The sequence below is a fragment of the Ensifer sp. ENS03 genome, assembly GCF_014852035.1.
In the GTDB taxonomy this organism is placed as follows: Bacteria; Pseudomonadota; Alphaproteobacteria; order Rhizobiales; family Rhizobiaceae; genus Ensifer; species Ensifer adhaerens.
On sequence record NZ_JACVAV010000005.1, the window covers coordinates 90,292 to 111,943 of the forward strand.

The following is a 21,652-nucleotide window of genomic DNA, read 5'->3' on the forward strand; positions in this document are numbered from 1 at the left end:
ATCAGGCCGGCGGAGCACCCTCTTCCGCCGGACGGATGCGCAGCTTGGTAATGCGGTTCTTCACCCGCTTCATCACGATGAAGCGTTTGCCGTGGAAGGTGAAGGCCTGGCGCTCCTCCGGAATGCTCTTGGACTCGTGGATGACCAGACCGGCCACCGTCGTCGCCTCCTCGTCCGGCAGCGACCAGTCGAGCGCGCGGTTGAGATCGCGGATCGGCACCGAGCCATCGACGACAATCGAGCCATCGGCTTCCTGGCGCACGCCCTGAATGTCGAGGTCGTGCTCATCGGCGATATCGCCGACGATTTCCTCCAGAATGTCCTCCAGCGTCACCAGACCCTGAACCTGACCATACTCGTCGACGACGATCGCCAGATGCAGCTTGCGACGCAGGAACGCGTTGAGCTGATCCTTGAGGTTGGTCGTGTCCGGCACGAACCAGGGTTTTTGCGCGATCTTGACGATATCGAGGTTTTCCGGCTCGACATTGGGTTCGGCCAGCGCCCTCAGCAAATCCTTGGAATGCACGACGCCGATGATGTTGTCGGTCGACCCGCGCCAGAGCGGCAGCCGCGTGAACGGGCTTTCGAGAATATCGCGGACGCAGGTTTCCGGCGGCTCGTCGGCATTGATCGCCCGCATGCTGGTGCGGTGGATCATAATATCGGAGATTTCAAGCTCGCCAAGATCGAGCACGCCGCCGAGCCGATCACGGTCGGCCTTGATCACCGAGCCCTCGCGGTGCAGCAGGTCCACGGCGCCGCGCAGTTCCTCATGCGCCGACAGCATAGACATGTCGGAGGCCAGGTTAATGCCGAAGATGTTGAGCAGGCGCCGGACGATGCCGTTGACGAGGCTCGAAACCGGGCCGACGACGGCGACGAAGAGACGGACGAGCGGTGCCACGGCAATCGCGAAACGATCCGGCGAGGCAATCGCCCAGCTCTTCGGCAGTACTTCCGAGAAGATGACGAGCAGCACGGTCATGGCGAGTGTGGCGATCGCCACGCCGCTGTCGCCGAAGAGACCGATCAGCAGGCTCGTCGTCAGTGACGAGGCAAGAATGTTGACGAGATTGTTGCCGATCAGCAGCGCGCCGATCAGCCGGTCGCGACGCTCGATCAGCCGGTTGACGATGCCGGCGCGCTCTTCGCCGTTGTTTTCCAGCGTATGCATACGCGAGCGCGACGCGGCGGTCAGCGCCGTCTCCGAACCCGAAAAGAAGCCCGAAAGCACAAGCAGGCAGAAGACTGACAGGATCGACAGCCAGTACTCCGCCAGAAAGGCAATGAAGGCTTCGCCGGTCATTGCGGGTGCTTTTCCCTCAGGAAGCTCAGAACCTCGGAGGATGGGACGTCATCAGCGACGAAGGACTGGCCAATACCCTTCGTCAGGATGAAGGTGAGCTTGCCGCCCTTGACCTTCTTGTCCTGGGCAATCGCGTCCATCAGCCGTTCTGCCGGAGGCAGTGTACCGGGAATTTCCGACATGCGCGTCGGCAGGCCGACCGCCCTCAGATGCGCCTCGACACGGGTTGCATCGTCGGCGCTCGCAAGGTTCATGCGCGTCGAGAACTGATGCGCCAGCACCATGCCGATCGAAACGCCCTCACCGTGCACCAGCCGGGCGCTGTCGTATTCGGTCGCCGCCTCCAGCGCATGGCCGAACGTGTGGCCGAGATTGAGCAGCGCGCGCAGGCCATTTTCGCGTTCGTCCGCCGCCACGACGTCCGCCTTGGCCTGGCAACTGACTGCGATCGCCTCGATGCGGGCGCTACCCCCCGCAAAGACCGCCTGCCAGTTGTTTTCGAGCCAGGCAAAGAAGTCCGGTTTGTCGATCAGCCCGTATTTCGCGACCTCGGCATAACCGGCGCGGAATTCGCGCTCGCTCAAGGTGTCGAGCACGTCGGTGTCGGCCAGCACCAGGTCCGGCTGGTGGAAGACGCCGATCAGGTTCTTGCCGTGCGGCGAATTGATGCCGGTCTTGCCGCCGACGGAGGAATCCACCTGCGCCAAGAGCGAGGTCGGTATCTGGATGAAGCGCGAGCCGCGGCGCACGATGCCGGCGGCAAAGCCGGTGAGATCACCGATGACGCCGCCGCCAAGCGCGATCACCGCATCGTTGCGCTCGATCCGGGCGCCAAGCACCGTTTCGCAGACCGGAATCAGATGTTCGAAGCTCTTGGTCTTTTCGCCGGCGGGAAGCACCAGCGACACGGCGTCGATGTCGCACTCCCCAAGGCTCGCCATCAGCGGCTCAAGGTAGCGCGGCGCGACGTTCTCATCGGTGATGACGGCCATCTTGCGCCCCTTGAGGCGGGCGGCGATTTCCTCACCGGCCGCAGCAATCAGCCCGGGACCGATCAGGATGTCGTAGGAACGGTCACCGAGGTCGACACGGACCTTGCGTTCGGCGGCAGGCATCGCATGGCTATTCATGGGTCTTCTTGTCCTGATACTCGATGACGGCGGTGAGGACATCCTCGACCATCGTCTCTTTCTTCACATCGCGCGACAGCACCGTCAGGTCCGCTTCGGCGTAGATCGGGTAACGCGCATTCATCAGGTTTTCGAGCGTCTGCTTCGGGTTCTCGGTCTTCAGCAGCGGCCGGGTGTCGCGCTTGTTGACCCGCTCCCAGAGCACGTCGAGCTCGGCGTTCAGCCAGACCGTCAGGCCACCCTTCTTGATCTGGCGGCGCGAGCGCTCGTTGATATAGGCGCCGCCGCCGGTCGAGACCACGCGCGGACCGCTGCGCAAGAGCCGCTTCAGCACCCGCGTTTCAAGCGCCCGGAACTCGTCTTCGCCATAGCGGGCAAAGAGATCGCTGATCGTCATGCGCGAGACGCGCTCGATCTCATGGTCGGAATCGACGAAGGGAATGCCAAGCGCCTGAGCCGTCAAACGACCGATTGCCGATTTGCCGGCGCCCATCAGGCCGATGAAGACGAGATTACGTTTACCGAGTACAAGCTTCGCCCGCTCGGCAAGCGTTGCGGAAACCGGTTCGATCACGTCGTTCATTGGACTTCTTATTCCCCATTCCCTTTCGGTATCGACAAATCGGGGTGTAGCGTCAAGTCGTCGCGCGCGTCCGCTCACGGTTCTTGAACTCGGCGGAAGCGGCGTTCATATAGGTCTGGCACCCGCCACAGCGTCGCGCGCTCATTCCGAGCGCCTGAAACGCACTGGCCGTTTGAACGCCTGCATGTATCCTTACGTCCGCTTCGATCGAAAGGCACATGCAGAGGAGATTGAAATGCCGACCCTCTTCCGGTTCCTGTTCTTCTGCGCCGTAATTGCCGGGATAGTGTACGGCACGATGATCTCTCTCGTCACCTTCGTCGAGCCGACGGAGCGCGACGTCACCGTGAAGATCCCGTCCGAACGGGTGAACAAGACCCAATGAGCGATCTTTCCGCCGCCCATGTCGAGGCTTTCCTCGAAATGATGAGCGCCGAGCGGGGTGCAGCGGTCAATACGCTGCAATCCTACGAGCGTGACCTCGAAGATGCCTCCTCGCATCTGCGCACGCTCGGAACCGGGCTGACCGGGGCGACACCAGATGACCTTCGCGGGTATCTCGCCCATCTCGCCGGTCAGGGCTTCAAGGCCTCCTCGCAAGCGCGGCGGCTTTCGGCGCTCAGGCAGTTCTACAAATTCCTCTACGCCGAAGGCATGCGCGGCGACGACCCGACCGGGATCCTCGACGCGCCGAAGAAGGGACGTAGCCTGCCGAAGACGCTGAGCGTCGACGACGTCTCGCGCCTGATCGGCCAGGCGGAGACCGAGGCGGCAGCCGGCGGTACCGACCACCTCGCCAAATTGCGCATGCATGCGCTGATCGAACTGCTCTATGCGACCGGCATGCGCGTCAGCGAACTCGTGTCGCTGCCGGCAAGCGTGCTCGCCCAGAACGGCCGCTTCCTCGTCATCCGCGGCAAGGGCAACAAGGACCGCCTCGTTCCGCTATCACAGGCAGCGATCCGGGCCATGCGGGCCTATGGCGAGGCGCTCGCCGAGGAGATTGCGCGCGAGGAAAGTGGCAACCGAGAGAGCCCGTGGCTCTTCCCCTCCTCGGGCAAGCAGGGGTTCCTGCCGCGCCAGGTTTTTGCCCGCGATCTGAAATCGCTGGCCGCGCGCGCCAGCATTCGCGTCGCCACGATCTCCCCGCACGTGCTTAGACATGCCTTCGCCAGCCACCTGCTAGCCAATGGCGCCGACCTTCGCGCGGTGCAGGAACTGCTCGGTCACTCGGACATTTCAACGACACAAATCTATACACATGTTCTGGAAGAACGGCTGCACAACCTGGTGCAAAACCATCACCCTCTTGCCAAACAGGCGAAAAAACAGGATTAGGACCGCCGGGCAGGCTGGTTTCGGCCCGCAGACCCTTGTCGCAAAATGATCGGAAACGCATCTCATGCACAACTATCTCGATTTCGAAAAACCCATCTCCGACCTCGAAGGCAAGATTCTCGAATTGAAGAAGCTCGCCGGCGAAGACGAGAGTGTGAACACTTCGGATGAGATCGAACGCCTGGAGACGCGCGTCCGCGACGCGATGGTCGAGATCTATTCCAAGCTGACGCCGTGGCAGAAGACCCAGGTCGCCCGCCACCCCTCGCGCCCGCACTTCCTGGATTATGCCGCCGAGCTCTTCACCGAGTTCACGCCGCTTGCCGGCGACCGCAACTTCGCCAACGACGACGCCATCCAGGCCGGCCTTGCGCGCTTCCGCGGCATGCCGGTCGCCGTTCTCGGCCAGGAAAAGGGCAACGACACCAAGTCGCGCATCAAGCACAATTTCGGCAGCCCCCGTCCGGAAGGCTACCGCAAGGCGATCCGCGTCATGGAAATGGCTGACCGCTTCGGCCTGCCGCTGATCACGCTGGTCGATACCGCAGGCGCCTACCCGGGCGTTAACGCCGAAGAGCGCGGCCAGGCGGAAGCGATTGCCCGCTCCACCGAGATGTGCCTCAACGTTCGCGTGCCGATCGTCACCGTCGTCATCGGCGAAGGCGGCTCCGGCGGCGCGATTGCGATCGCCACCGGCAACCGCGTCTACATGCTCGAGCATGCGATCTACAGCGTCATCTCGCCGGAAGGTGCAGCCTCGATCCTGTGGCGCGATTCCACCCGCGCCAAGGAAGCGGCCAGCAACATGAAGATCACGTCCGAGGATCTGAAAGCGCTCGGCGTCATCGACGGCATCATTCAGGAACCGGTCGGCGGCGCGCACCGCGACCCGAACGCGGTCATCGGCCGCACCGGAACCGTGATCGCCGACGCGCTCAAGGAACTTTCCGGACGCGATGGCGACCAGTTGCGCACCGATCGCCGACAAAAATATCTGAATATCGGCCGTAACCTCTAAGCCGGATCGGCAGTCCTTAAGCGGGAGCGGGGCGGAAATCCCACGACCTTCCCCTCGCCCGATCTGATGGCCCGCGATTGCGGAAGCGGATTTCGCAACTGCAAAGCGGAGTGTGGCCAAATCTTGGCCATATTCATGAGGTCATGAACAGCGCATCGGCAGGGCCACCCTGCAGGGTTAAGAATTCGTGAAGTATAATCGCTTAGTGATTCTCTAAAAGGCCCACCCTCGCGGACTTGGGCTTTCCTAGTCGAGTTTGGGTTTGAACGGGCCTCTGCTGATGCGTTTCTGGAACCTTTTAGCTTCCGCCGCCATTGTCGCCGCGCTTGCCGGCTGCACCAACGAAACGCTGGATGCGACGACATCGGTCGATATCAAGTCCGTCAGGAACAAGACCGAGTATCAGGTCTCTGCCCCGATGGTCAAAAAGATGAGCGAGCTCGGGATGCAGAAGCAAGCCCCGATCGCGCTGCGCATCTTCAAGGAAGAAGGCACGCTCGAGGTCTGGAAGGCCAATACCGCCAACCGCTTCCAGCTTTTGAAGACCTACAAGATCTGCGCCTGGTCCGGCAAGCTTGGGCCTAAGGTGAAGGAAGGCGACCGGCAGGCGCCGGAGGGCTTCTACCCGCTCTTCCCGCGCCAGATGAACCCCAATTCCAACTACTATCTGGCGATCAACACCGGCTACCCCAACGCCTACGACAAGGCGAACGGTCGCCAGGGCACACACCTGATGATCCACGGCGCCTGCTCGTCGTCGGGCTGCTACTCGATGACCGACGAGCAGATGATCGAGATCTTTGCGCTCGCCCGCGATAGCTTCAAGGGCGGCCAGGAAAGCGTTCAGCTGCAGGCCTTCCCCTTCCGCATGACCGCGGAGAACATGGCGCGGCACCGCGACAATCCGAATATCGACTTCTGGAAGATGCTGAAGGTCGGCTACGACCAGTTCGAAGTCACCAAGCGTCCGCCGGAAGTCAATGTCTGCGAGAAGAAGTACGTCTTCAACCAGCAGGCCTCCGGCCCGTTCAATCCGGGTGGCCAGTGCCCCGCCATGTCGACGCCGCCGGCCCTGCAGGTGGCGATGGCGAGCTTCGAAAAGAGCTACCAGACCGACTACGACAAGGCGATGAAGAAGTATGACGGCATGGTCTGGTACGAGCCAAGCGAAGCCGAGCGCAAGGCGATCGTTGCCAAGCAGCGCGTCGGCCGCGAACTCGCCTATGCGCCGACCGGAAACTCGCTTGACGCCGGCAAGATGATGAAGGCGAGCGATCTCGAAAAGAAGATCGCCTTGCAGAAGGAAGCGGAAGAAACCAAGCAGGCCGTCGAGATCCAGAAGAAGGAACTCGAAAAGGCGACCGATGGCGGCAAGCACGTCCCGGTCCCGGCCGCCAATCCCATTCCGCAGCCGGTGATGCAGGCAGCCGTCGAGCAGCCGAAGAAATCCTTCTGGAGCCTGTTCTCCAAGAGCGAGCCGGAATTGCAGATGCCGGCTCCGGTCGTCATCACGCCTGAACAGCAGGCTACTGCCGCGCCGCAGACGCAAGCCGCCCCGGCAACGACCGCAAAGCAGGCGAAGGCGCCGGCCCCTGCCGCCCAGCAGCAGGCCGCTGCCGTGACCACGGCAACGACACCGTCAGCCGATGCGGCCGCCGAAGCGCCTGTTATGACGGAAGAGCCGCCGAAGAAGCGGCCGTTCTGGAAGATCTGGGGCAATTGATGCCGGACGAACAGAAGATCGTCTATGACCTGAGGGGGCTTAAATGCCCCCTTCCCGTTTTGAAGACGCGTAAACGCATGACTTCGCTGGCGCCGGGCGCTTTGCTGGAGATTGAGACCACCGATCCGCTGGCGGTGATCGACATTCCACATTTCTGCAACGAGGACGGCCACAAGCTTGTAGAGGCCGCACCCGCCGACGGCGGCCACCGGTTCCTCATCCGCAAGGGCGCGTAAGACGCCACGTCTGCCGCGCGGCAACGCTTCGATTACTGAGGTGATTTAGAACCGCATGCCTGGCACGGCGAGCGGATTGTCGGACAAAGCTTGGGCGTCTGGCCGGTCGATGCGCGGCTTGCCGGTGAACGCGTCGAAGAGGTCGCGGACGAAGGCCTCTTCCAACCCCTTGGTGATCAGCACCATGCGCGTGCGACGGTCGTTCGGGTCCGGCCAGGCGGCGAGCCGCTCCGGCGTGTGGAAGACGTTCTGCACGCCATGCAGCACCAGCGGCCGGTCCGGCCTGTCGGCAACCGCGACGATCGCCTTCATCCGGAGCAGCTTCTCGCCATGCGCCGAGCGCAGGAGATCGATGAACATGTCGAGCGCCATAGGCTCGATCGGCCGGTCGTGCACGATGCTGAAGGAGCGGATGTCGCCGCCATGTCGCGTCACATCGTGATGGTGATGATGATCGTGCCCATGATCATGGTGGTGATCGTGGTCGTGATGATCGTGACCGTGGTCATGATCATGATGATGGTGGTCGTGGTGCGCCTCGTCCTGCAGCCAGCGGCCGACATCAGCGATCTTCGACGACGGGTCGTAGAGGCCACAATCGAACAGCTCTGCGCGCCCTGCTTCGGCGCTGTCGCCATCGATCAGCGGCGCGCGCGGATTGAGCGCGCGGATCCGCGCCGTCAGCGCATCACGCTCCGACGTTTCGGCAAGGCCGGTCTTGCTGATGACGATGCGATCGGCAACGGCAATCTGCTTTAGCGCTTCCTCGTGGTTGGCGATCGTCTGCAGGCCGTTGACGGCGTCAACGACGGTGACCACGCCATCCAGCCGGAAGTTCTGCGCAATGACCGGATTGCCGATCACCGATTGCAGCACTGGCGCCGGGTCGGCAAGGCCGGTGGTTTCGATAACGACGCGCTTCAGCGGCCTGATCTTGCCGGTCTGCATGCGGTCCATGAGATCGGCAAGCGTATCGACCAGTTCGCCACGCACGGTGCAGCAGAGGCAGCCGTCGGAAAGCTCGATGACCCCGTCGCTGGAGGCTTCCACCAGCAGATGATCGATCGACACGTCGCCGAACTCGTTGATGATAACGGCCGTATCCGAGAGATCGGGATCCTTCAGCAGCCGGTTGAGCAGCGTCGTCTTGCCCGCACCGAGGAAGCCGGTAAGGATCGAGACCGGCACCGCCGACAAGGGACTAACCATCATGCACTCCGATCAGAAGGTCGGCCGCGGCACCGGGATCGGCACATTGGCGACATCGCCCTGGCCGACCGGGTCGCCGGCAAGCTTCGGCGCTTTTTCGCCGCTGCCGGCGATCAGCCCGGCGAAGGCAAGCTTCAGCGGCCGGTTGATTTCGTGGATATAGGGCGAGAGCAGCTTCTGGCGGCCGGCTTCGTCGCGGCCCTCGCTGCGAACCTTCGCGGCCGCCTTCGAGCAGATCTGCTTGCTGACATCGGCCACCATGTCGCGCGTCTCGCCATAGGCCGGGATCTGCACCAGCGACGGCTTGCCGTTGCCGTTCGTCGTCAGTGCCATCTGCAGGAGCCGTGCGGACTCATCCGCACGCGCACCGAGGCTGTCCTCGCCGAGCACAACCGAGACGACGCTGCGCCCCTCGCGGGTGGCGGATGAAACCTGGTTGAAGCCGGAGGCGCAGATGAAGCCGGTCTTCATGCCGTCAGCGCCTTCGAAGCGGCCGATCAGCATGTTGTAGTTCGGATAATCCTTCTTGCCGGTGGTAAAACCTTCCAGCGAGAAATAGGAGGCGTATTGCGGAAACTCGCGCTTGAGTGTGATCGCGAGCACCGCAAGGTCGCGGGCGGTCGTGTACTGGCCGGGACCGGGCAGACCGTTGGGATTGATGAAGTTCGAGGAGGTCATGCCGATGCGGCGGGCCTCGGCATTCATCCGCTCGATGAAGGCGGGCTCCGAACCGGCGACCGTCTCGGCGATCGCGACCGCAACATCGTTTGCCGACTTCACCAGCATCATTTTCAGCGCGCTGTCGAGCGTCATCGCCTGGCCGGGCTTGTAGAACATCTTGCTCGGCGGCTCGGCGGCGGCGTTCTTGGTCATGATGACCGGGCTCTCGAGCGTGAGCTGACCGGACTTGATGGCGCGGAAGGCCGTATAGGCCGTCATCAGCTTGGTCAGCGACGCCGGATACCATTTCTGGAAGATATCCTGGTGCTCGTAAACCTTCAGCGAATTGACGTCGACGACCAGCCTTGGATTGGCCGCAGCCGGCAGCGCCGCAAGAAGCGTGGCGCATGTCGCCGCCGTCACTCCGAGCGCCTTCATCTTGCCACGCGTGAAAAATCCTGCTGTCACCACGATAGGACCTCGAAAATCCGCTGTTGCCTCGTCTCGTCCGGCTATTTAGCCTATATGGCGAGGAGATGGCAAAGCCCATTCACGGGCAGTCGTGCCAATCCACACCGATACGCAGATACAATTAGTGATCGAACAGACCGACAGGACGAAACGATGCCGATACTTAACCGTGCCGCCGAGCTCCAGAATGAAGTCACCGAATGGCGGCGCCACCTGCACAGGAATCCGGAGCTCCTGTTCGCGGTCGAAAATACGGCAGCCTTCGTCGAAAAGAAACTGAAGGAGTTCGGCGTTGACGAAATCGTGACGGGGCTTGGCCGCACGGGCGTCGTCGGCCTCATCCGCGGCAATCTCGGCGCGGGCCGCACCATCGGTCTGCGCGCCGACATGGACGCGCTGCCGATCACCGAGACGAGCGGCAAGGACTGGGCCTCTGAGACATCCGGCAAGATGCATGCCTGCGGCCACGACGGCCACACGGCCATGCTTCTCGGCGCGGCGAAGTATCTCGCCGAGACCCGCAACTTCGCCGGCCAAGTCGCGGTCATCTTCCAGCCTGCAGAAGAAGGCGGCGGCGGCGGCAACGAGATGGTCAAGGACGGCATGATGGAGCGCTTTGCCATTGCCGAAGTCTACGGCATGCACAACATGCCGGGCATGCCCGTCGGCCAGTTCGGCAGCCGCGTCGGCCCGATCATGGCCTCGACCGACGAGTTCACCATCACCATCAAGGGCCGCGGCGGCCATGCGGCCCAGCCGCACAAGACGATCGACCCGATCATCGTCGGAACGCAGATCGTGACCGCCTTGCAGACGATTGCGTCGCGCACAGTCGATCCGCTCGCCTCCGTCGTCGTCTCCGTCACCAAGTTCAATGCCGGTTTCGCCCACAACGTCATTCCGCAGGAAGCCGTGCTTGGCGGCACCGTGCGCACCCTCATGCCTGAGGTGCGCGAGATCGGCGAAAGCCGCATCCGCACGATTGCCGAGGGTGTTGCCCAGATCTACGGCGCGACCGTCCAGGTCTCCTACAACCGCAACTATCCGGTAACGGTGAACCATGCCGACGAGACCGGTTATGCCTTGCAGGCGGCAGCCGAGATTGCCGGTGCCGGCAATGTCCAGCCGTCGCTCGATCCGATGATGGGCGGTGAGGATTTCTCCTACATGCTGCTTGCCCGCCCCGGCGCCTTTATCTTCATGGGCAACGGTGACACCGCCGGGCTGCATCACCCGGCCTATGACTTCAACGACGAGGCGATCCCCCACGGCATTTCCTACTGGGTGAAGCTCGCGGAAACGCGGCTTGCCGCCTGAGGCACGGTTGGGAGGCACGATGCATCAGATCGACAAGATTGACCGACGAATTCTCAACATTCTCCAGGCGGACGGCCGCATCACCAATCTGGAGCTTGCCGATCGCATCGGCCTGTCGCCGACCGCGACCAGCGAACGCCTGCGCCGGCTGTTGAAGGAGGGATACGTCTCGGGCTTCGGCGCGCGATTGGACCCGCAGAAGCTCGGCTTTGGGCTGCTGGTCTTCATCGAGGTCATGCTCGACAAGACGACGCCCGACGTCTTCGACCAGTTCGCCGCCGCCGTCAAACAGGCGCCGGCCGTGCTCGAATGTCACATGGTGGCAGGCGGCTTCGACTATCTGGTCAAGACGCGGTTCGAGGACATGGCGGCCTACCGCAACTTCCTCGGCCAGGTTCTCTGGACGCTCCCGGGCGTCAAGGAGACCCGCACCTATGCTGTCATGGAAGAGATCAAGAACGACGGGCCGCTGCCGCTGGTGTGAGCCTCTGTCGCAGAAAAATAAAGGAACGGCCCGGGATCTACACAGATCCCGGGCCGTCTGCTTTCAGCTTAGGCGGCGTCCTGCAGCGATGCCATGTCGATGACAAATCGATAACGCACGTCGCTCTTGACGACGCGTTCATAGGCTTCGTTGATCTCTTGGATGCGGATCGTTTCGATTTCCGAAACGATGTTGTGCTCGCCGCAGAAGTCGAGCATTTCCTGGGTCTCCTTGATCGAGCCGATCATCGAGCCGGAAATGCTGCGGCGCGCCGGCACCAGCGAGAAGGCATGCACCGGCACGGCGTTCTCCGGAATGCCGACCAGCACCAGATCGCCATCGACCTTGAGCAGGTTGAGGTAGGCGTTCCAGTCGGTCTCGGCGGCAACCGTGCAGATGATCAGGTCAAACGTGCCCGCCAGCGCCGTGAAGGTCTCGGGGTCGTTGGTGGCATAGTAGTGATCGGCGCCGAGCTTCAGCCCGTCTTCCTTTTTGGAAAGCGTCTGGCTGAGAACGGTCACGTCTGCGCCCATGGCATGCGCCAGTTTGACGCCCATATGTCCGAGACCGCCCATGCCGACGATCGCGACCTTCTTGCCGGGACCGGCCTTCCAGTGGCGCAGCGGCGAATAGAGCGTGATGCCGGCGCAAAGCAGCGGTGCCGCAGCGTCGAGCGGCAGGTTCTCGGGGATCGACAGAACGTAGCCTTCCTTGACGACGATGCTGTCGGAGTAGCCGCCCTGGGTCGGTGTCTTGCCGTCGGCTTCGACGCCGTTATAGGTCACGACCAGGCCGGGCATGTAGTGTTCCAGATCCAGATCGCGGGTAGCGCAGGTGGTGCAGGAATCGACGAAGCAGCCGACGCCGGCGCGGTCGCCGACCTTGAACTTGGTCACCTTGGAGCCGACCGCCGTGACGATGCCGACGATCTCGTGGCCCGGAACCATCGGGAACGCCGAGTTGCCCCATTCGTTGCGGGCCTGGTGGATGTCCGAGTGGCAGACGCCGCAATATTTGATCTCGATCACCACGTCGTCGTCGCGCGGTTCGCGGCGTTCGAAGGTGAAGGGCGTCAGCGGCTTCGACGCATCGGTCGCCGCATATCCTCTTGCAATGGCCATCAGTCTGTCCTCATTTTGGGAAAGGGTGCAGGTCCGGAGGGAGCCCGGCCTGACGCATCAGGACTATGAGGGTGCGCACGCTGCAAGCGTTAGAGCGATCCTGCAAAGTTTTTGCACGATCCTACAAGATTGACAGCGACATCCTGGAGATGACACGTCGAGACCCTATCTGAGCGTTGCCTCACACAACGCTAAGCCGCTGGAAAGACCTGAGATTATGACAGCCACGCGACAGACTGCCCGTCCCGAGATGATCGACGTCATTGCCCGGTTTGCCAAAACCGACGGTGATCACATGACGCAGATTGCCGGCCTGAGCCTGCACCGCCACGGCGGCGATGCCCCGGTTAACTGCTCCGCCTACAGGCCGAGTTTGGCGATCATCGTGCAAGGCGCCAAGCGCGTGGTGCTCGGCGAAGAGACGCTGATCTACGGCGCCTCGGATTATCTGCTGACGTAGATCGACCTGCCGGTTCTGTCCCAAGTCTGCCAGGCCTCTGCAGACGAGCCCTATCTCAGCATGGCCTTCACGCTCGATCCCGGTAAGATCCAGGCGCTGCTTGCGTCGCTGTCGCAGCTGCCGGCACCCGCCGCCTCCGTGCGCGGCATGAGCGTCAGCAAGATCACTGTCGAACTCGAAGATGCCGCACTTCGCCTGCTGCGCCTGCTCGAACGGCCGGACGATATACCGGCGCTGCTGCCACTGATCGAGCAGGAAATCCTCTACCGGCTTTTGACCGGGCCGCACGGCCATCGCCTCAGACAGATGGCGACGACCGACAGCCAGCCGCATCAGGTCGGCCGCGCAGTCGCCTGGCTGAAGGAACACTATTCGCGGCCGCTCCGGATCGACGATCTCGCCAACCGTGTCTCCATGAGCGTCTCGTCGCTACACCATCACTTCAAGGCGATCACCGCGATGAGCCCCCTGCAATACCAGAAACAGCTTCGGTTGCAGGAGGCCCGGCGGCTGATGCTGGAGGAGAGCCTCGACGCCGGCGATGCCGGCCATCAGGTGGGTTATGAAAGCCAGTCGCAGTTCAGTCGCGAATATGCCCGCCATTTCGGCGAGCCACCGATGCGCGACATCGGCCGCGTGCGCCGCTCGCTGCTCGAACGGCTTGCTCCGCAAGCGGAGATGCTGAGCGAGGGCTGACGAGGCGCCCTCGGTTCCGCTGGCGGCGTATCAGCTTCGCTCGATATCCCGCCTAAGCACGATCGAGGTGGTCAGATCCTCGACATTGTCCATCGTCGCCACCTCATTGCGCAGCTCGTTGAGCGCATTGATCGAGCCGACCTCGACCTCGACGACGAGATCCAGCTGGCCGCTGACGGAGGACACCTTGCGGACCGCAGAGAAACCGGCAAGCCGGTCGAGCACGCCGATCGATGGCGTGCGCTTCAGCGTCACCAGCAGAAAGGCCTGAATCGTGCCCTCGTCCAGCTGGCCGATATCGGCGCGATAGCCGCGAATGACGCCGGCCTTTTCCAGTCGCGTGACCCTCTCGGTCGTCGCGCTTCTGGAGAGCCCGATCCGGCCCGCCAGCGACTTCATCGGGATCCGCGCCTCCTGCGACAGAATGCTGAGGATGGTGCGGTCGATCGCGTCGATGTCCTGCATGTCCCCTCCTCCGTGCCCGCCCGACAAGATGACGGTTATTATAAACATAGTGCCGGTGCAACCGGCATATTGCCGGATGCATCGGAGCACAGCCCATGCAAATCTCGTCATCGAGATGAGGATCCCCATGAACGATATGCTGAAGACCACGCCCGACTTTTCGACCGAAGCGGCAGCCGCCTTGCTGAAGGAGCATTACGGCCTCTCCGGCGCACTCTCGCTGCTTACCAGCGAACGCGATCAGAACTTCAAGGTCGAGGCTGAGGACGGCAGCATCTCCATTCTGAAGATCATCAATGGTGCCGAGCCCGAGGTCGAAAGCGATTTCCAGACCGCACTGCTCAGCCACGTCGGCGCCCATGCCGCCGACCTGCCGGTGCCGCATATCCGCCCGACGCTGTCAGGCGCGAGCCTTGCTTCGACCACGAGCACGCGCGGCGTCACCCACCGCCTGCGGCTCGTCAGCTGGGTCGAGGGCCTGCCGCTTGCCGAAACCGGGCGCAACGATGCGGCGCTACAGTCGCTCGGACGGATGCTCGGCCGCTTCGATGCCTCGCTCAAGGGCTTCATGCATCCGGGCGCGTTGCGCGATCTCGACTGGGATATCCGCCATGCCGGCCGCTCGACCGACCGGCTGCACCACGTCACCTCGGCCGAAGACCGTGCCTTGCTCGAACGCTTCCTTGTCCGCTTCGAAAAGACCGTGGCGCCACGGCTTGCAACCCTCCGCGCCGCCGTCATTCACAACGACGCCAACGATTGGAACGTCCTGGTCGATAAAGTCGATCACGACACCATTTCCGGCCTCATCGATTTCGGCGACGCCCTGCATGCGCCCGTGATTGCAGAGGTGGCGATCGCCGCCGCCTATGCCGGGCTCGACCATCCCGATCCGATCGGCGCCGCTGCGGCAATCGCCCGTGGCTTCCATGCGGAGTATCCGCTGGCGGAAGAAGAGGTCGACCTGCTCTTCGATCTCATCGCGATGCGCCTCGTCACGTCGGTCACGATCTCGGCGTCCCGTCGCGCCCACACCGACGACAATCCCTATCTCGCCATCAGCGAACGGCCGGCCTGGACGCTTTTGCGCAAGCTCGACCGGATGAATCCGCGTTTCGCCACCGCCATCCTGCGGCATGCCTGCGGCTTCGAGGCAACATCCGGTGCCCGCAAGGTTTCCGCCTGGATCAACGCGAACCGCAAGTCGCTGAAGCCACTGCTCGAACGCCCCGCCGCCACCTATCCGGCAGCGCTCGTCCCCTATGGCGACCCCACCCACCCGATGACGATAAAATCCGCTGGCGAACAGCCGGATGAAGCCCAGGCGATCTGGGAAGACTATTGTCGCGCGCATGGCGTCGAACTCGGCATCGGACCTTTTGGCGAGGAACGCACCGTCTATGCCGGCGAGATGTTCGTCTCGCGCTTCATCGACCACACCCGCCGCACTCGCCATCTCGGGCTCGACCTGTTCATGGCCGCCGGCACCAGGCTCTACACCCCGCTTGCCGCAACCGTCGTCAGCGTCGAGATCGAGAAGGACCCGCTCGGTTATGGCTGCCTGATAGCACTTCGCCATGAGCCCGAGGGATGCCCGCCCTTCGTCACGCTCTGGGGTCATATGGCGCACGAAGCCATGGGACGCATCAAGGCCGGCGACCGGCTTGCGGCCGGCGCGCTTGTCGGCGAGATGGGAGCGCCGAAGGAAAATGGCGGCTGGGCGCCGCATCTGCACCTGCAGCTTTCGACCGACACCGCTCTGTCGGCGACCGAAATCCTCGGCGTCGGCGAGCCGCAGTTCCTCAACGTCTGGACCGAACTCTTCCCCGATGCGCGCACTTTCGCCGGCATCGCCGAGGAGTTCTACGAGAAGAAAGGTCGTTCGCACGAGGAGATCGTCAAGCGCCGCAAGGAATTGCTCCTGCCGAACCTTTCGATCTCCTACGACAAGCCGATCAAGTTCGTGCGCGGCGAAGGCGTCTGGCTGATCGACGACAGCGGCCGCGCCTATCTCGATTGCTTCAACAACGTCTGCCACATCGGTCACGCCCATCCGGCAGTGGTCGAGGCGATGGCAAAGCAAGCGGCGATCCTCAACACCAACACCCGCTACCTGCACGACAACATCGTCGCCTATGCCGAGCGGCTGACGGCAACGCTGCCGAAGGAATTGACGGTCGCCGGTTTCGTCAACAGCGGTTCGGAGGCCAATAGCCTGGCGCTGCGCCTGATGCGCGCCCATACCGGCCGGGAAAACGCCATTACGCTCGACTGGTCCTATCACGGCACGACGCAGGAGCTGATCGACATCAGCCCCTACAAGTTCCGCCGCAAGGGCGGCAAGGGTCCGAAGCCGCATGTGCATGTGGCAACCATTCCCGACAGCTACCATGCGCCGGCCGACTGGCCGGTCGAGGAACACGGCAAGCGGTTTGCCGAAAGCGTCGCCGAACTGATCGCGACGATGAAGGCCAAGGGCGAAGGCCCGGGCTTCTTCATCGCGGAATCGATCCCGAGCGTCGCCGGCCAGGTGTTCCTGCCGGAGGGCTACCTGAAGGAAGTCTATCGCCTCGTACGCGAGGCCGGCGGCGTCTGCATCGCAGACGAAGTGCAGGTCGGTTTCGGCCGCGTCGGCAGCCATTGGTGGGCCTTCGAGACCCAAGGCGTCGTGCCTGACGTCGTCACCATGGGCAAACCGATCGGCGACGGCCATCCGCTCGCAGCCGTCGTCACCACCCGCGAGGTGACCGACAGCTTCAACAACGGCATGGAGTATTTCAACACCTTCGGCGGCAACCCGGTCTCCTGCGCCGTCGGTCTCGCGGTGCTCGACGTGATCGAAGGGCAGGATCTGCGCGGCAATGCGCTTTCGGTCGGCAACTATCTGATAGATGCCTTCCGCGCCATGCAGGCCCGCTACGAGGTGATCGGCGATGTGCGCGGCATGGGTCTCTTCCTCGGCATCGAACTTGTCACCGACCGCAAGACCAAGGCACCGGCAACCGAATTCGCCCGCGCCGTCTCCAACGGCGCCCGCCGCCGCGGCGTGCTGATGGGCACCGAAGGCCCGCATGACAACATCTTGAAGATGCGCCCGCCGATGATCTTCTCGAAACGCGATGCCGATCACCTGCTCGCCGTGCTCGAAGAGACTTTTGCGGACGTCGCAAGGACGCTCGGTTAAGGTCGGGTCGAACAGCAGAAAAACCAAACGCAATGACCGGGGTGCCCGACACGCATCCCGGCACGAAGACGCATGCCCTAAAAACATCAATGAGGAGAACAGGACAATGAAACTTGGAGTGAAACTTGGAGTTCTGGCACTGGCGAGCACGGCGTTTCTTGCCGGCACCGCCGCCAACGCCGGCATGCTCGACGTCATCAAGGAACGCGGCGAACTTCGCTGCGGTGTCAGCCAGGGCGTGCTCGGCTTTTCCGCGCCCAACGACAAGGGCGAATGGACCGGTTTCGACATCGATTTCTGCCGCGCTGTGGCTGCCGCAGCGCTCGGCAATCCCGACAAGGTGAAATACGTACCGCTGTCGACCAAGGAGCGGTTCACCGCCCTGCAGTCGGGCGAGGCCGACCTTCTGTCGCGCCAGACCACCTGGACGCTGTCGCGCGACACCGATCTCGGCATGAGCTTCGTCGGCGTCAACTACTATGACGGCCAGGCCTTCATGGTGCGCAACGACCTCGGCGTGAAGAGCGTCAAGGAACTCTCGGGCGCCTCCGTCTGCACCGAGACCGGCACGACGACCGAACAGAACATGGCCGACTATTTCGGCGCCAACAACATCCAGTACCAGGTCGTCGCCTTCGAAAAGGCCGACCAAACGATCCAGGCCTTCAACACCGCCCGCTGCGACGTCTATTCGACCGACGCTTCTGCACTTTATGCCCAGCGCCTGACGCTGAACGACCCCGATCGTTTCGTCGTGCTGCCGGAAGTCATCTCCAAGGAGCCGCTCGGTCCGGCCGTCCGCCAGGGTGACGATCAGTGGTTCAAGATCGTGCGCTGGACGCTGTTCGCGCTGACCGAAGCCGAAGAACTCGGCATCACCAAGGACAATGCCGCAAAGCTTCTCGAAAGCGGCACGAACGCCCAGAAGCGCTTCCTCGGCATCGAGAACGAAGCCGGCAAGTCGCTGGGGCTCGATCCGAAGTGGGCCTACCAGGTGGTTTCCGCCGTCGGCAACTATGGCGAAGTCTTCGAACGCCACCTCGGCAAGGACAGCCCGCTGAAGATCGATCGCGGTCTCAACAAACTCTGGAGCCAGGGCGGCCTGATGTACGCCCCGCCGGCACGCTGATCCCCAGGAGCAGTTCCGGCAAAGTCTCCCGTTTGGAATTGCTCATCCAAGGAAAAGCGCCAACGAGACGCCGCGGCCCTCCCCGCGGCGTTTTCGCCTTTACCAGCCTTCCTCCAGCACCCGGCCCAGCATGTCGGCGAAAAAGTCGGCGCTCTCGCGGGATAGGCAGAGCGGCGGCTTGATCTTCAGCACGTTCAGGTGGTCGCCGGTCGGCTGCATGATGACGCCGAGCTCGAGCAGGCGGTCGCAGATCGCCGCCGTCTCCTCGGTCGCCGGCGACAGGGTCTCCCGATCGCGCACGAATTCGACGCCGAGATAGAGTCCCATGCCGTGCACCGCGCCGATCAGCGGGAAGTGCTGCCCTAGCGCTTCGAGCCGCGCCTTCAGATAGCCGCCGACCACCTGTGCGTTTTCCGGCAACCGTTCTTCGGTCAGGATATCCAGGACCACCTGCCCGACGACGGAGCTCACCGGGCTGCCGCCCGAGGACGAGAAGAAGTACCCCTCCTTCTCCAGCGCATCGGCGATCTCGCGGCGGGTTATGACGGCGCCGAGCGGATGGCCGTTACCCATGCCCTTGGCGACGGTAATGATATCAGGCACGACGCCCTGCTCCTCGAAGCCCCAGAAATAATCGCCGAGGCGGCCGTACCCGACCTGCACCTCGTCGGCGATGCACACGCCGCCGCGGGCCCGCACCATGGCATAGACCGCGTCGAGATAGCCCTTCGGCAGCGGAATACCGCCGGCATTGCCGTAGACCGGTTCGCAGATGAAGCCCGCGAGCTTCTCGTCCGCCGCGTCCAGCTCGGTCAGTTTCTTGACGACGGAGCGCACATAGCTGTCGGTCGTGTCGGCGCCGCGGAACTCGCCACGATAGGTGTTGGGCGCGGTGACCGGATGTACCCAGGCCGGGCGGGTTTCGAGCGCCTGCGGATTGTCGGCGATCGAGGTCGACACTGCGTCGCTCGCGACCGTCCAGCCGTGATAGGCCTCGAGCAGGCTCACGATGTTGCGCGCGCCGGAATAGGCCCAGGCGAGCCGCAGTGCCAGATCGTTCGCCTCCGAGCCGCTGTTGACCAGAAACACCGTGTCGAGCCCATCCGGCGCGAGCGCTGCAAGCCGCGTCGAGAGTTCGGCGACGGAGGCATAGTGAAAACGCGAATTGGTGTTGAGCAGCGACCATTGCCGCCCCACCGCGGCTGCAAGCCGCGGATGCCCATGGCCGAGAATGGTCACGTTGTTGACCATGTCGAGATAGCTGCGGCCCTCGATGTCGAACAAATGGTCCTTCCAGCCGCGCTCGATCTGCGGTGGTTTCAGGTAGTAGTTCTTCTGCGGCCTGGCGAAGTGCTGCTGGCGGCGGGCAAGCAGTGTTTCGCTGTGCGGCTCCGGCCCATCGCATTCGAAGCCGAGGACGCCGGCCGGCGACGGGCACAGGTGCTTCCACGCCGCCGCCTGACGCGGCACGACGAAAAGCGGAGGCACGAGACCATGCTCGCGGCAAAGCTGGACGCGGATCAGGCCGTAGGAGTGCTGCTCGCCGGAGACGACGCCCAGCACGGCACCAGCAACGATCGTCTCCTCGAGGTCGGCACCGGCTTCCACGCCCTCGAGAAACAGGCTGGTTTCGGCCCCTTCGAGCACCAGCAGCCCGTCCTGCCGGACGATGCGGGCGGCAAAGGGAGCGACAATCTCGCGACCGGCCTCCAGGCAGATATCGACATGCAGTGCGAAGGTGGCATCGGGCTTCGGTGACCGCAGTTGGGTCTCCGTCATCCGGTATTCGCCATAGCGCGTGGTCGCGATGCCGATTGCGTGGGCGGCGTGTTGCAGCAGCGAGATCGGCAATCCCTGGTGCTGCCAGCGCTCCTCCGGCAACAGCGGGCTCAGGACCGAGAGGTCGATCTGGCGCACGTCGGTGGGGCCGAGCCCCTGGATCAGGCTCTCCCCGGTCACCCAGGCCGATACCGGCGCAAAGCCGACGGCCGAAAGAATGGCGTGCTCCATCAGCGCAGAAGGCACCGACGACGCGACCTCGAAGATCTCCCGCTCATGCGCGGCATTGCCCTCGACGTAAGCATTGTCGGGCTCGCGGGAGAGCTGGTGTTCGGAGCTTGCGACCAGCACCGCAGCGCGCGCCACGATCAGCGGCCAAAGCGCCTTCAGTTCCACCTCGGTCAACGGGCATGCCGCATGAAACGCCTTGACCGCGGGTAGGATGAACCAGGGGTCTCCATCCGCATGATGCAGCAGCGAGGCGCAGGTAACGGCGAGTTCTGCAGCCAGCCAGCCATTGAGGATATCGCCGAAATCGATGACGCCGTCCGGCATCGCCCGGCCGGCGGCGTCGAGCCGGCTGACCACATTGTCGTCGGTGACGTCATGGTGGATCGCCTGGGTCCTGAGTTCAGGGGTAAGCGGCTGCAACCGCCGCATGGCGCCGACCATCACTTCAGCGATGCGCTTCTTGCGCTGCTGGTCCGCCATATCGGTAAGCAGATGCAGGACGACGGGGCCGGCGCGCCTCAGATCCCATTGCAGTTCCCGCTCGAGCCCCGGATGCTCGAAGTCCTCCAATGCCGACGCGAGCTGACCCGCCAGGCCGCCGAGGGCAGCCACGGCTTCGCGCGAAAGATGTTTGCGCCGGGTGAGCGGTTCGCCTTCGAGATAGGTGAGCAAGCGGATGCGATAATCCGCGCCGCGGACGGCAACGCTCTCGATCGCCTCGCCCTTGAGAGAGGGCACGACCTCCGCAACGCGTGCCGTCGGCAGACGTTTGCCAAGGTGCCGCAAGGCCGCATTCTGCGCTTCCAGTTCCAGCGGCTCGTATTCCGCCCGGCAGATCTTCAGCACATAGCGCCGCTCGCCGGTGTCGAGACGGTAGTTGCGGTCCTGCTGGCTGCCGAGTTCGCTGATCGTGCCCGACAGGCCATAGTGTTCGGCGAGCAGCGAACGCGCCTCCTCGGCGCCGACATCGGGTCTCGGGAGCTCGGTGCGAAGCTTCAGCGGGTCCTCAACCATGATCTCGTCATCCTCCCCTTAGGCGGTCGATCCTCCGAATCGACCGGAATGTTGTCGAGAATAGAGCGGGATCAAGGAAAAGATGTGCGGTTTCC

17 protein-coding genes and 1 pseudogene are annotated in these 21,652 nt (G+C 63.3%); 10 read left to right on the forward strand and 8 right to left on the reverse strand.

The features are described 5' to 3' along the window. Window position 1: 1 nt before the first annotated feature. From IB263_RS18900 to IB263_RS18910, 3 genes are read right to left on the reverse strand one after another with little or no spacing between them, the layout of a single operon-like run. Window positions 2-1,309, reverse strand: a complete 1,308-nt coding sequence (locus tag IB263_RS18900; protein ID WP_034806542.1) for an HlyC/CorC family transporter — start codon at window positions 1,307-1,309, stop codon at window positions 2-4. Further along, the gene (gene aroB / locus IB263_RS18905; protein WP_034806539.1) at window positions 1,306-2,439 is read right to left on the reverse strand and encodes a 3-dehydroquinate synthase; all 1,134 of its coding nucleotides are present in this window, start codon (window positions 2,437-2,439) and stop codon (window positions 1,306-1,308) included. The genes IB263_RS18900 and aroB overlap by 4 nt, the downstream gene beginning before the upstream one ends. After that, the gene (locus IB263_RS18910) at window positions 2,432-3,022 is read right to left on the reverse strand and encodes a shikimate kinase (protein WP_034806536.1); all 591 of its coding nucleotides are present in this window, start codon (window positions 3,020-3,022) and stop codon (window positions 2,432-2,434) included. Before IB263_RS18910 ends, aroB begins: the two co-directional genes overlap by 8 nt. Window positions 3,023-3,257: 235 nt before the next feature. Between IB263_RS18910 and IB263_RS18915 the strand changes: the two genes are divergently transcribed. The 5 genes from IB263_RS18915 to IB263_RS18935 all read left to right on the forward strand — a co-directional run bounded on the left by IB263_RS18915 (window position 3,258) and on the right by IB263_RS18935 (window position 7,337). After that, window positions 3,258-3,407 carry a hypothetical protein gene (locus tag IB263_RS18915; RefSeq protein ID WP_034806731.1) on the forward strand — a complete coding sequence of 50 codons (150 nt, stop codon included), beginning with the start codon at window positions 3,258-3,260 and terminating at the stop codon, window positions 3,405-3,407. Beyond that, window positions 3,404-4,360 (forward strand): site-specific tyrosine recombinase XerD, encoded by a 957-nt coding sequence (gene xerD / locus IB263_RS18920; protein ID WP_060518526.1) that lies wholly within the window; start codon window positions 3,404-3,406, stop codon window positions 4,358-4,360. The genes IB263_RS18915 and xerD overlap by 4 nt, the downstream gene beginning before the upstream one ends. A 64-nt stretch (window positions 4,361-4,424) precedes the next feature. After that, window positions 4,425-5,378 carry an acetyl-CoA carboxylase carboxyltransferase subunit alpha gene (locus IB263_RS18925; RefSeq protein ID WP_034806530.1) on the forward strand — a complete coding sequence of 318 codons (954 nt, stop codon included), beginning with the start codon at window positions 4,425-4,427 and terminating at the stop codon, window positions 5,376-5,378. A 280-nt stretch (window positions 5,379-5,658) separates the two neighbouring features. After that, window positions 5,659-7,101 (forward strand): murein L,D-transpeptidase family protein, encoded by a 1,443-nt coding sequence (locus tag IB263_RS18930; protein WP_060581198.1) that lies wholly within the window; start codon window positions 5,659-5,661, stop codon window positions 7,099-7,101. Then, a complete protein-coding gene (locus IB263_RS18935; protein ID WP_034806524.1) occupies window positions 7,101-7,337 on the forward strand; it encodes a sulfurtransferase TusA family protein in 237 nt (78 codons plus the stop codon). Before IB263_RS18930 ends, IB263_RS18935 begins: the two co-directional genes overlap by 1 nt. Before the next feature lie 45 nt (window positions 7,338-7,382). Here IB263_RS18935 and IB263_RS18940 read toward each other — a convergent pair whose 3' ends face one another. Both IB263_RS18940 and IB263_RS18945 read right to left on the reverse strand, forming a co-directional pair. Then, window positions 7,383-8,546, reverse strand: coding sequence for a GTP-binding protein (locus IB263_RS18940; RefSeq protein ID WP_192438855.1), 1,164 nt, complete (start codon window positions 8,544-8,546; stop codon window positions 7,383-7,385). 12 nt (window positions 8,547-8,558) lie between these two features. Beyond that, a complete protein-coding gene (locus IB263_RS18945; RefSeq protein WP_060518655.1) occupies window positions 8,559-9,629 on the reverse strand; it encodes a D-alanyl-D-alanine carboxypeptidase family protein in 1,071 nt (356 codons plus the stop codon). Window positions 9,630-9,830: 201 nt separating this feature from the next. On the opposite strand from IB263_RS18945, the gene IB263_RS18950 reads away from it, so the two are divergent. Together IB263_RS18950 and IB263_RS18955 are read left to right on the forward strand one after the other, a co-directional pair. Further along, window positions 9,831-10,994, forward strand: a complete 1,164-nt coding sequence (locus IB263_RS18950) for a M20 aminoacylase family protein (RefSeq protein WP_034806520.1) — start codon at window positions 9,831-9,833, stop codon at window positions 10,992-10,994. 19 nt (window positions 10,995-11,013) lie between these two features. Further along, window positions 11,014-11,478 carry an Lrp/AsnC ligand binding domain-containing protein gene (locus IB263_RS18955; protein ID WP_034806518.1) on the forward strand — a complete coding sequence of 155 codons (465 nt, stop codon included), beginning with the start codon at window positions 11,014-11,016 and terminating at the stop codon, window positions 11,476-11,478. Window positions 11,479-11,546: 68 nt separating this feature from the next. On the opposite strand, the gene IB263_RS18960 is transcribed toward IB263_RS18955, so the two are convergent. After that, complete coding sequence (locus IB263_RS18960) at window positions 11,547-12,599, reverse strand: NAD(P)-dependent alcohol dehydrogenase (protein ID WP_192438856.1); 1,053 nt, start codon at window positions 12,597-12,599, stop codon at window positions 11,547-11,549. A 217-nt stretch (window positions 12,600-12,816) separates the two neighbouring features. Here IB263_RS18960 and IB263_RS18965 point away from each other — a divergent pair. After that, a pseudogene (locus tag IB263_RS18965) lies at window positions 12,817-13,755 on the forward strand (AraC family transcriptional regulator N-terminal domain-containing protein). Between the two features lie 30 nt (window positions 13,756-13,785). On the opposite strand, the gene IB263_RS18970 reads toward IB263_RS18965, so the two are convergent. Beyond that, on the reverse strand, window positions 13,786-14,268 hold the full coding sequence (locus IB263_RS18970; protein WP_113553932.1) for an Lrp/AsnC family transcriptional regulator: 483 nt from the start codon (window positions 14,266-14,268) through the stop codon (window positions 13,786-13,788). Window positions 14,269-14,347: 79 nt separating this feature from the next. On the opposite strand from IB263_RS18970, the gene IB263_RS18975 reads away from it, so the two are divergent. Together IB263_RS18975 and IB263_RS18980 are read left to right on the forward strand one after the other, a co-directional pair. Then, complete coding sequence (locus tag IB263_RS18975) at window positions 14,348-17,404, forward strand: aminotransferase class III-fold pyridoxal phosphate-dependent enzyme (protein WP_192438857.1); 3,057 nt, start codon at window positions 14,348-14,350, stop codon at window positions 17,402-17,404. 106 nt (window positions 17,405-17,510) lie between these two features. Further along, entirely contained in the window at window positions 17,511-18,533 is a 1,023-nt protein-coding gene (locus IB263_RS18980; RefSeq protein ID WP_060605847.1) for an amino acid ABC transporter substrate-binding protein, read from the forward strand. A 99-nt stretch (window positions 18,534-18,632) separates the two neighbouring features. On the opposite strand, the gene IB263_RS18985 is transcribed toward IB263_RS18980, so the two are convergent. Continuing rightward, window positions 18,633-21,557, reverse strand: a complete 2,925-nt coding sequence (locus tag IB263_RS18985; protein ID WP_192438858.1) for an aminotransferase — start codon at window positions 21,555-21,557, stop codon at window positions 18,633-18,635. Between the last annotated feature and the right edge of the window lie 95 nt (window positions 21,558-21,652).

Excerpts from the sequence above, each read along its gene's own strand:
- IB263_RS18955 (WP_034806518.1), top strand. The coding sequence starts at position 11,014 with ATGCATCAGATCGACAAGATTGACCGACGAATTCTCAACATTCTCCAG.
- IB263_RS18930 (WP_060581198.1), top strand. The coding sequence starts at position 5,659 with ATGCGTTTCTGGAACCTTTTAGCTTCCGCCGCCATTGTCGCCGCGCTT.
- IB263_RS18910 (WP_034806536.1), bottom strand. The coding sequence starts at position 3,022 with ATGAACGACGTGATCGAACCGGTTTCCGCAACGCTTGCCGAGCGGGCG.
- IB263_RS18950 (WP_034806520.1), top strand. The coding sequence starts at position 9,831 with ATGCCGATACTTAACCGTGCCGCCGAGCTCCAGAATGAAGTCACCGAA.
- IB263_RS18915 (WP_034806731.1), top strand. The coding sequence starts at position 3,258 with ATGCCGACCCTCTTCCGGTTCCTGTTCTTCTGCGCCGTAATTGCCGGG.
- IB263_RS18960 (WP_192438856.1), bottom strand. The coding sequence starts at position 12,599 with ATGGCCATTGCAAGAGGATATGCGGCGACCGATGCGTCGAAGCCGCTG.
- IB263_RS18935 (WP_034806524.1), top strand. The coding sequence starts at position 7,101 with ATGCCGGACGAACAGAAGATCGTCTATGACCTGAGGGGGCTTAAATGC.
- aroB (WP_034806539.1), bottom strand. The coding sequence starts at position 2,439 with ATGAATAGCCATGCGATGCCTGCCGCCGAACGCAAGGTCCGTGTCGAC.
- IB263_RS18970 (WP_113553932.1), bottom strand. The coding sequence starts at position 14,268 with ATGTTTATAATAACCGTCATCTTGTCGGGCGGGCACGGAGGAGGGGAC.
- IB263_RS18980 (WP_060605847.1), top strand. The coding sequence starts at position 17,511 with ATGAAACTTGGAGTGAAACTTGGAGTTCTGGCACTGGCGAGCACGGCG.
- IB263_RS18925 (WP_034806530.1), top strand. The coding sequence starts at position 4,425 with ATGCACAACTATCTCGATTTCGAAAAACCCATCTCCGACCTCGAAGGC.
- IB263_RS18900 (WP_034806542.1), bottom strand. The coding sequence starts at position 1,309 with ATGACCGGCGAAGCCTTCATTGCCTTTCTGGCGGAGTACTGGCTGTCG.
- IB263_RS18985 (WP_192438858.1), bottom strand. The coding sequence starts at position 21,557 with ATGGTTGAGGACCCGCTGAAGCTTCGCACCGAGCTCCCGAGACCCGAT.
- xerD (WP_060518526.1), top strand. The coding sequence starts at position 3,404 with ATGAGCGATCTTTCCGCCGCCCATGTCGAGGCTTTCCTCGAAATGATG.
- IB263_RS18940 (WP_192438855.1), bottom strand. The coding sequence starts at position 8,546 with ATGGTTAGTCCCTTGTCGGCGGTGCCGGTCTCGATCCTTACCGGCTTC.
- IB263_RS18975 (WP_192438857.1), top strand. The coding sequence starts at position 14,348 with ATGAACGATATGCTGAAGACCACGCCCGACTTTTCGACCGAAGCGGCA.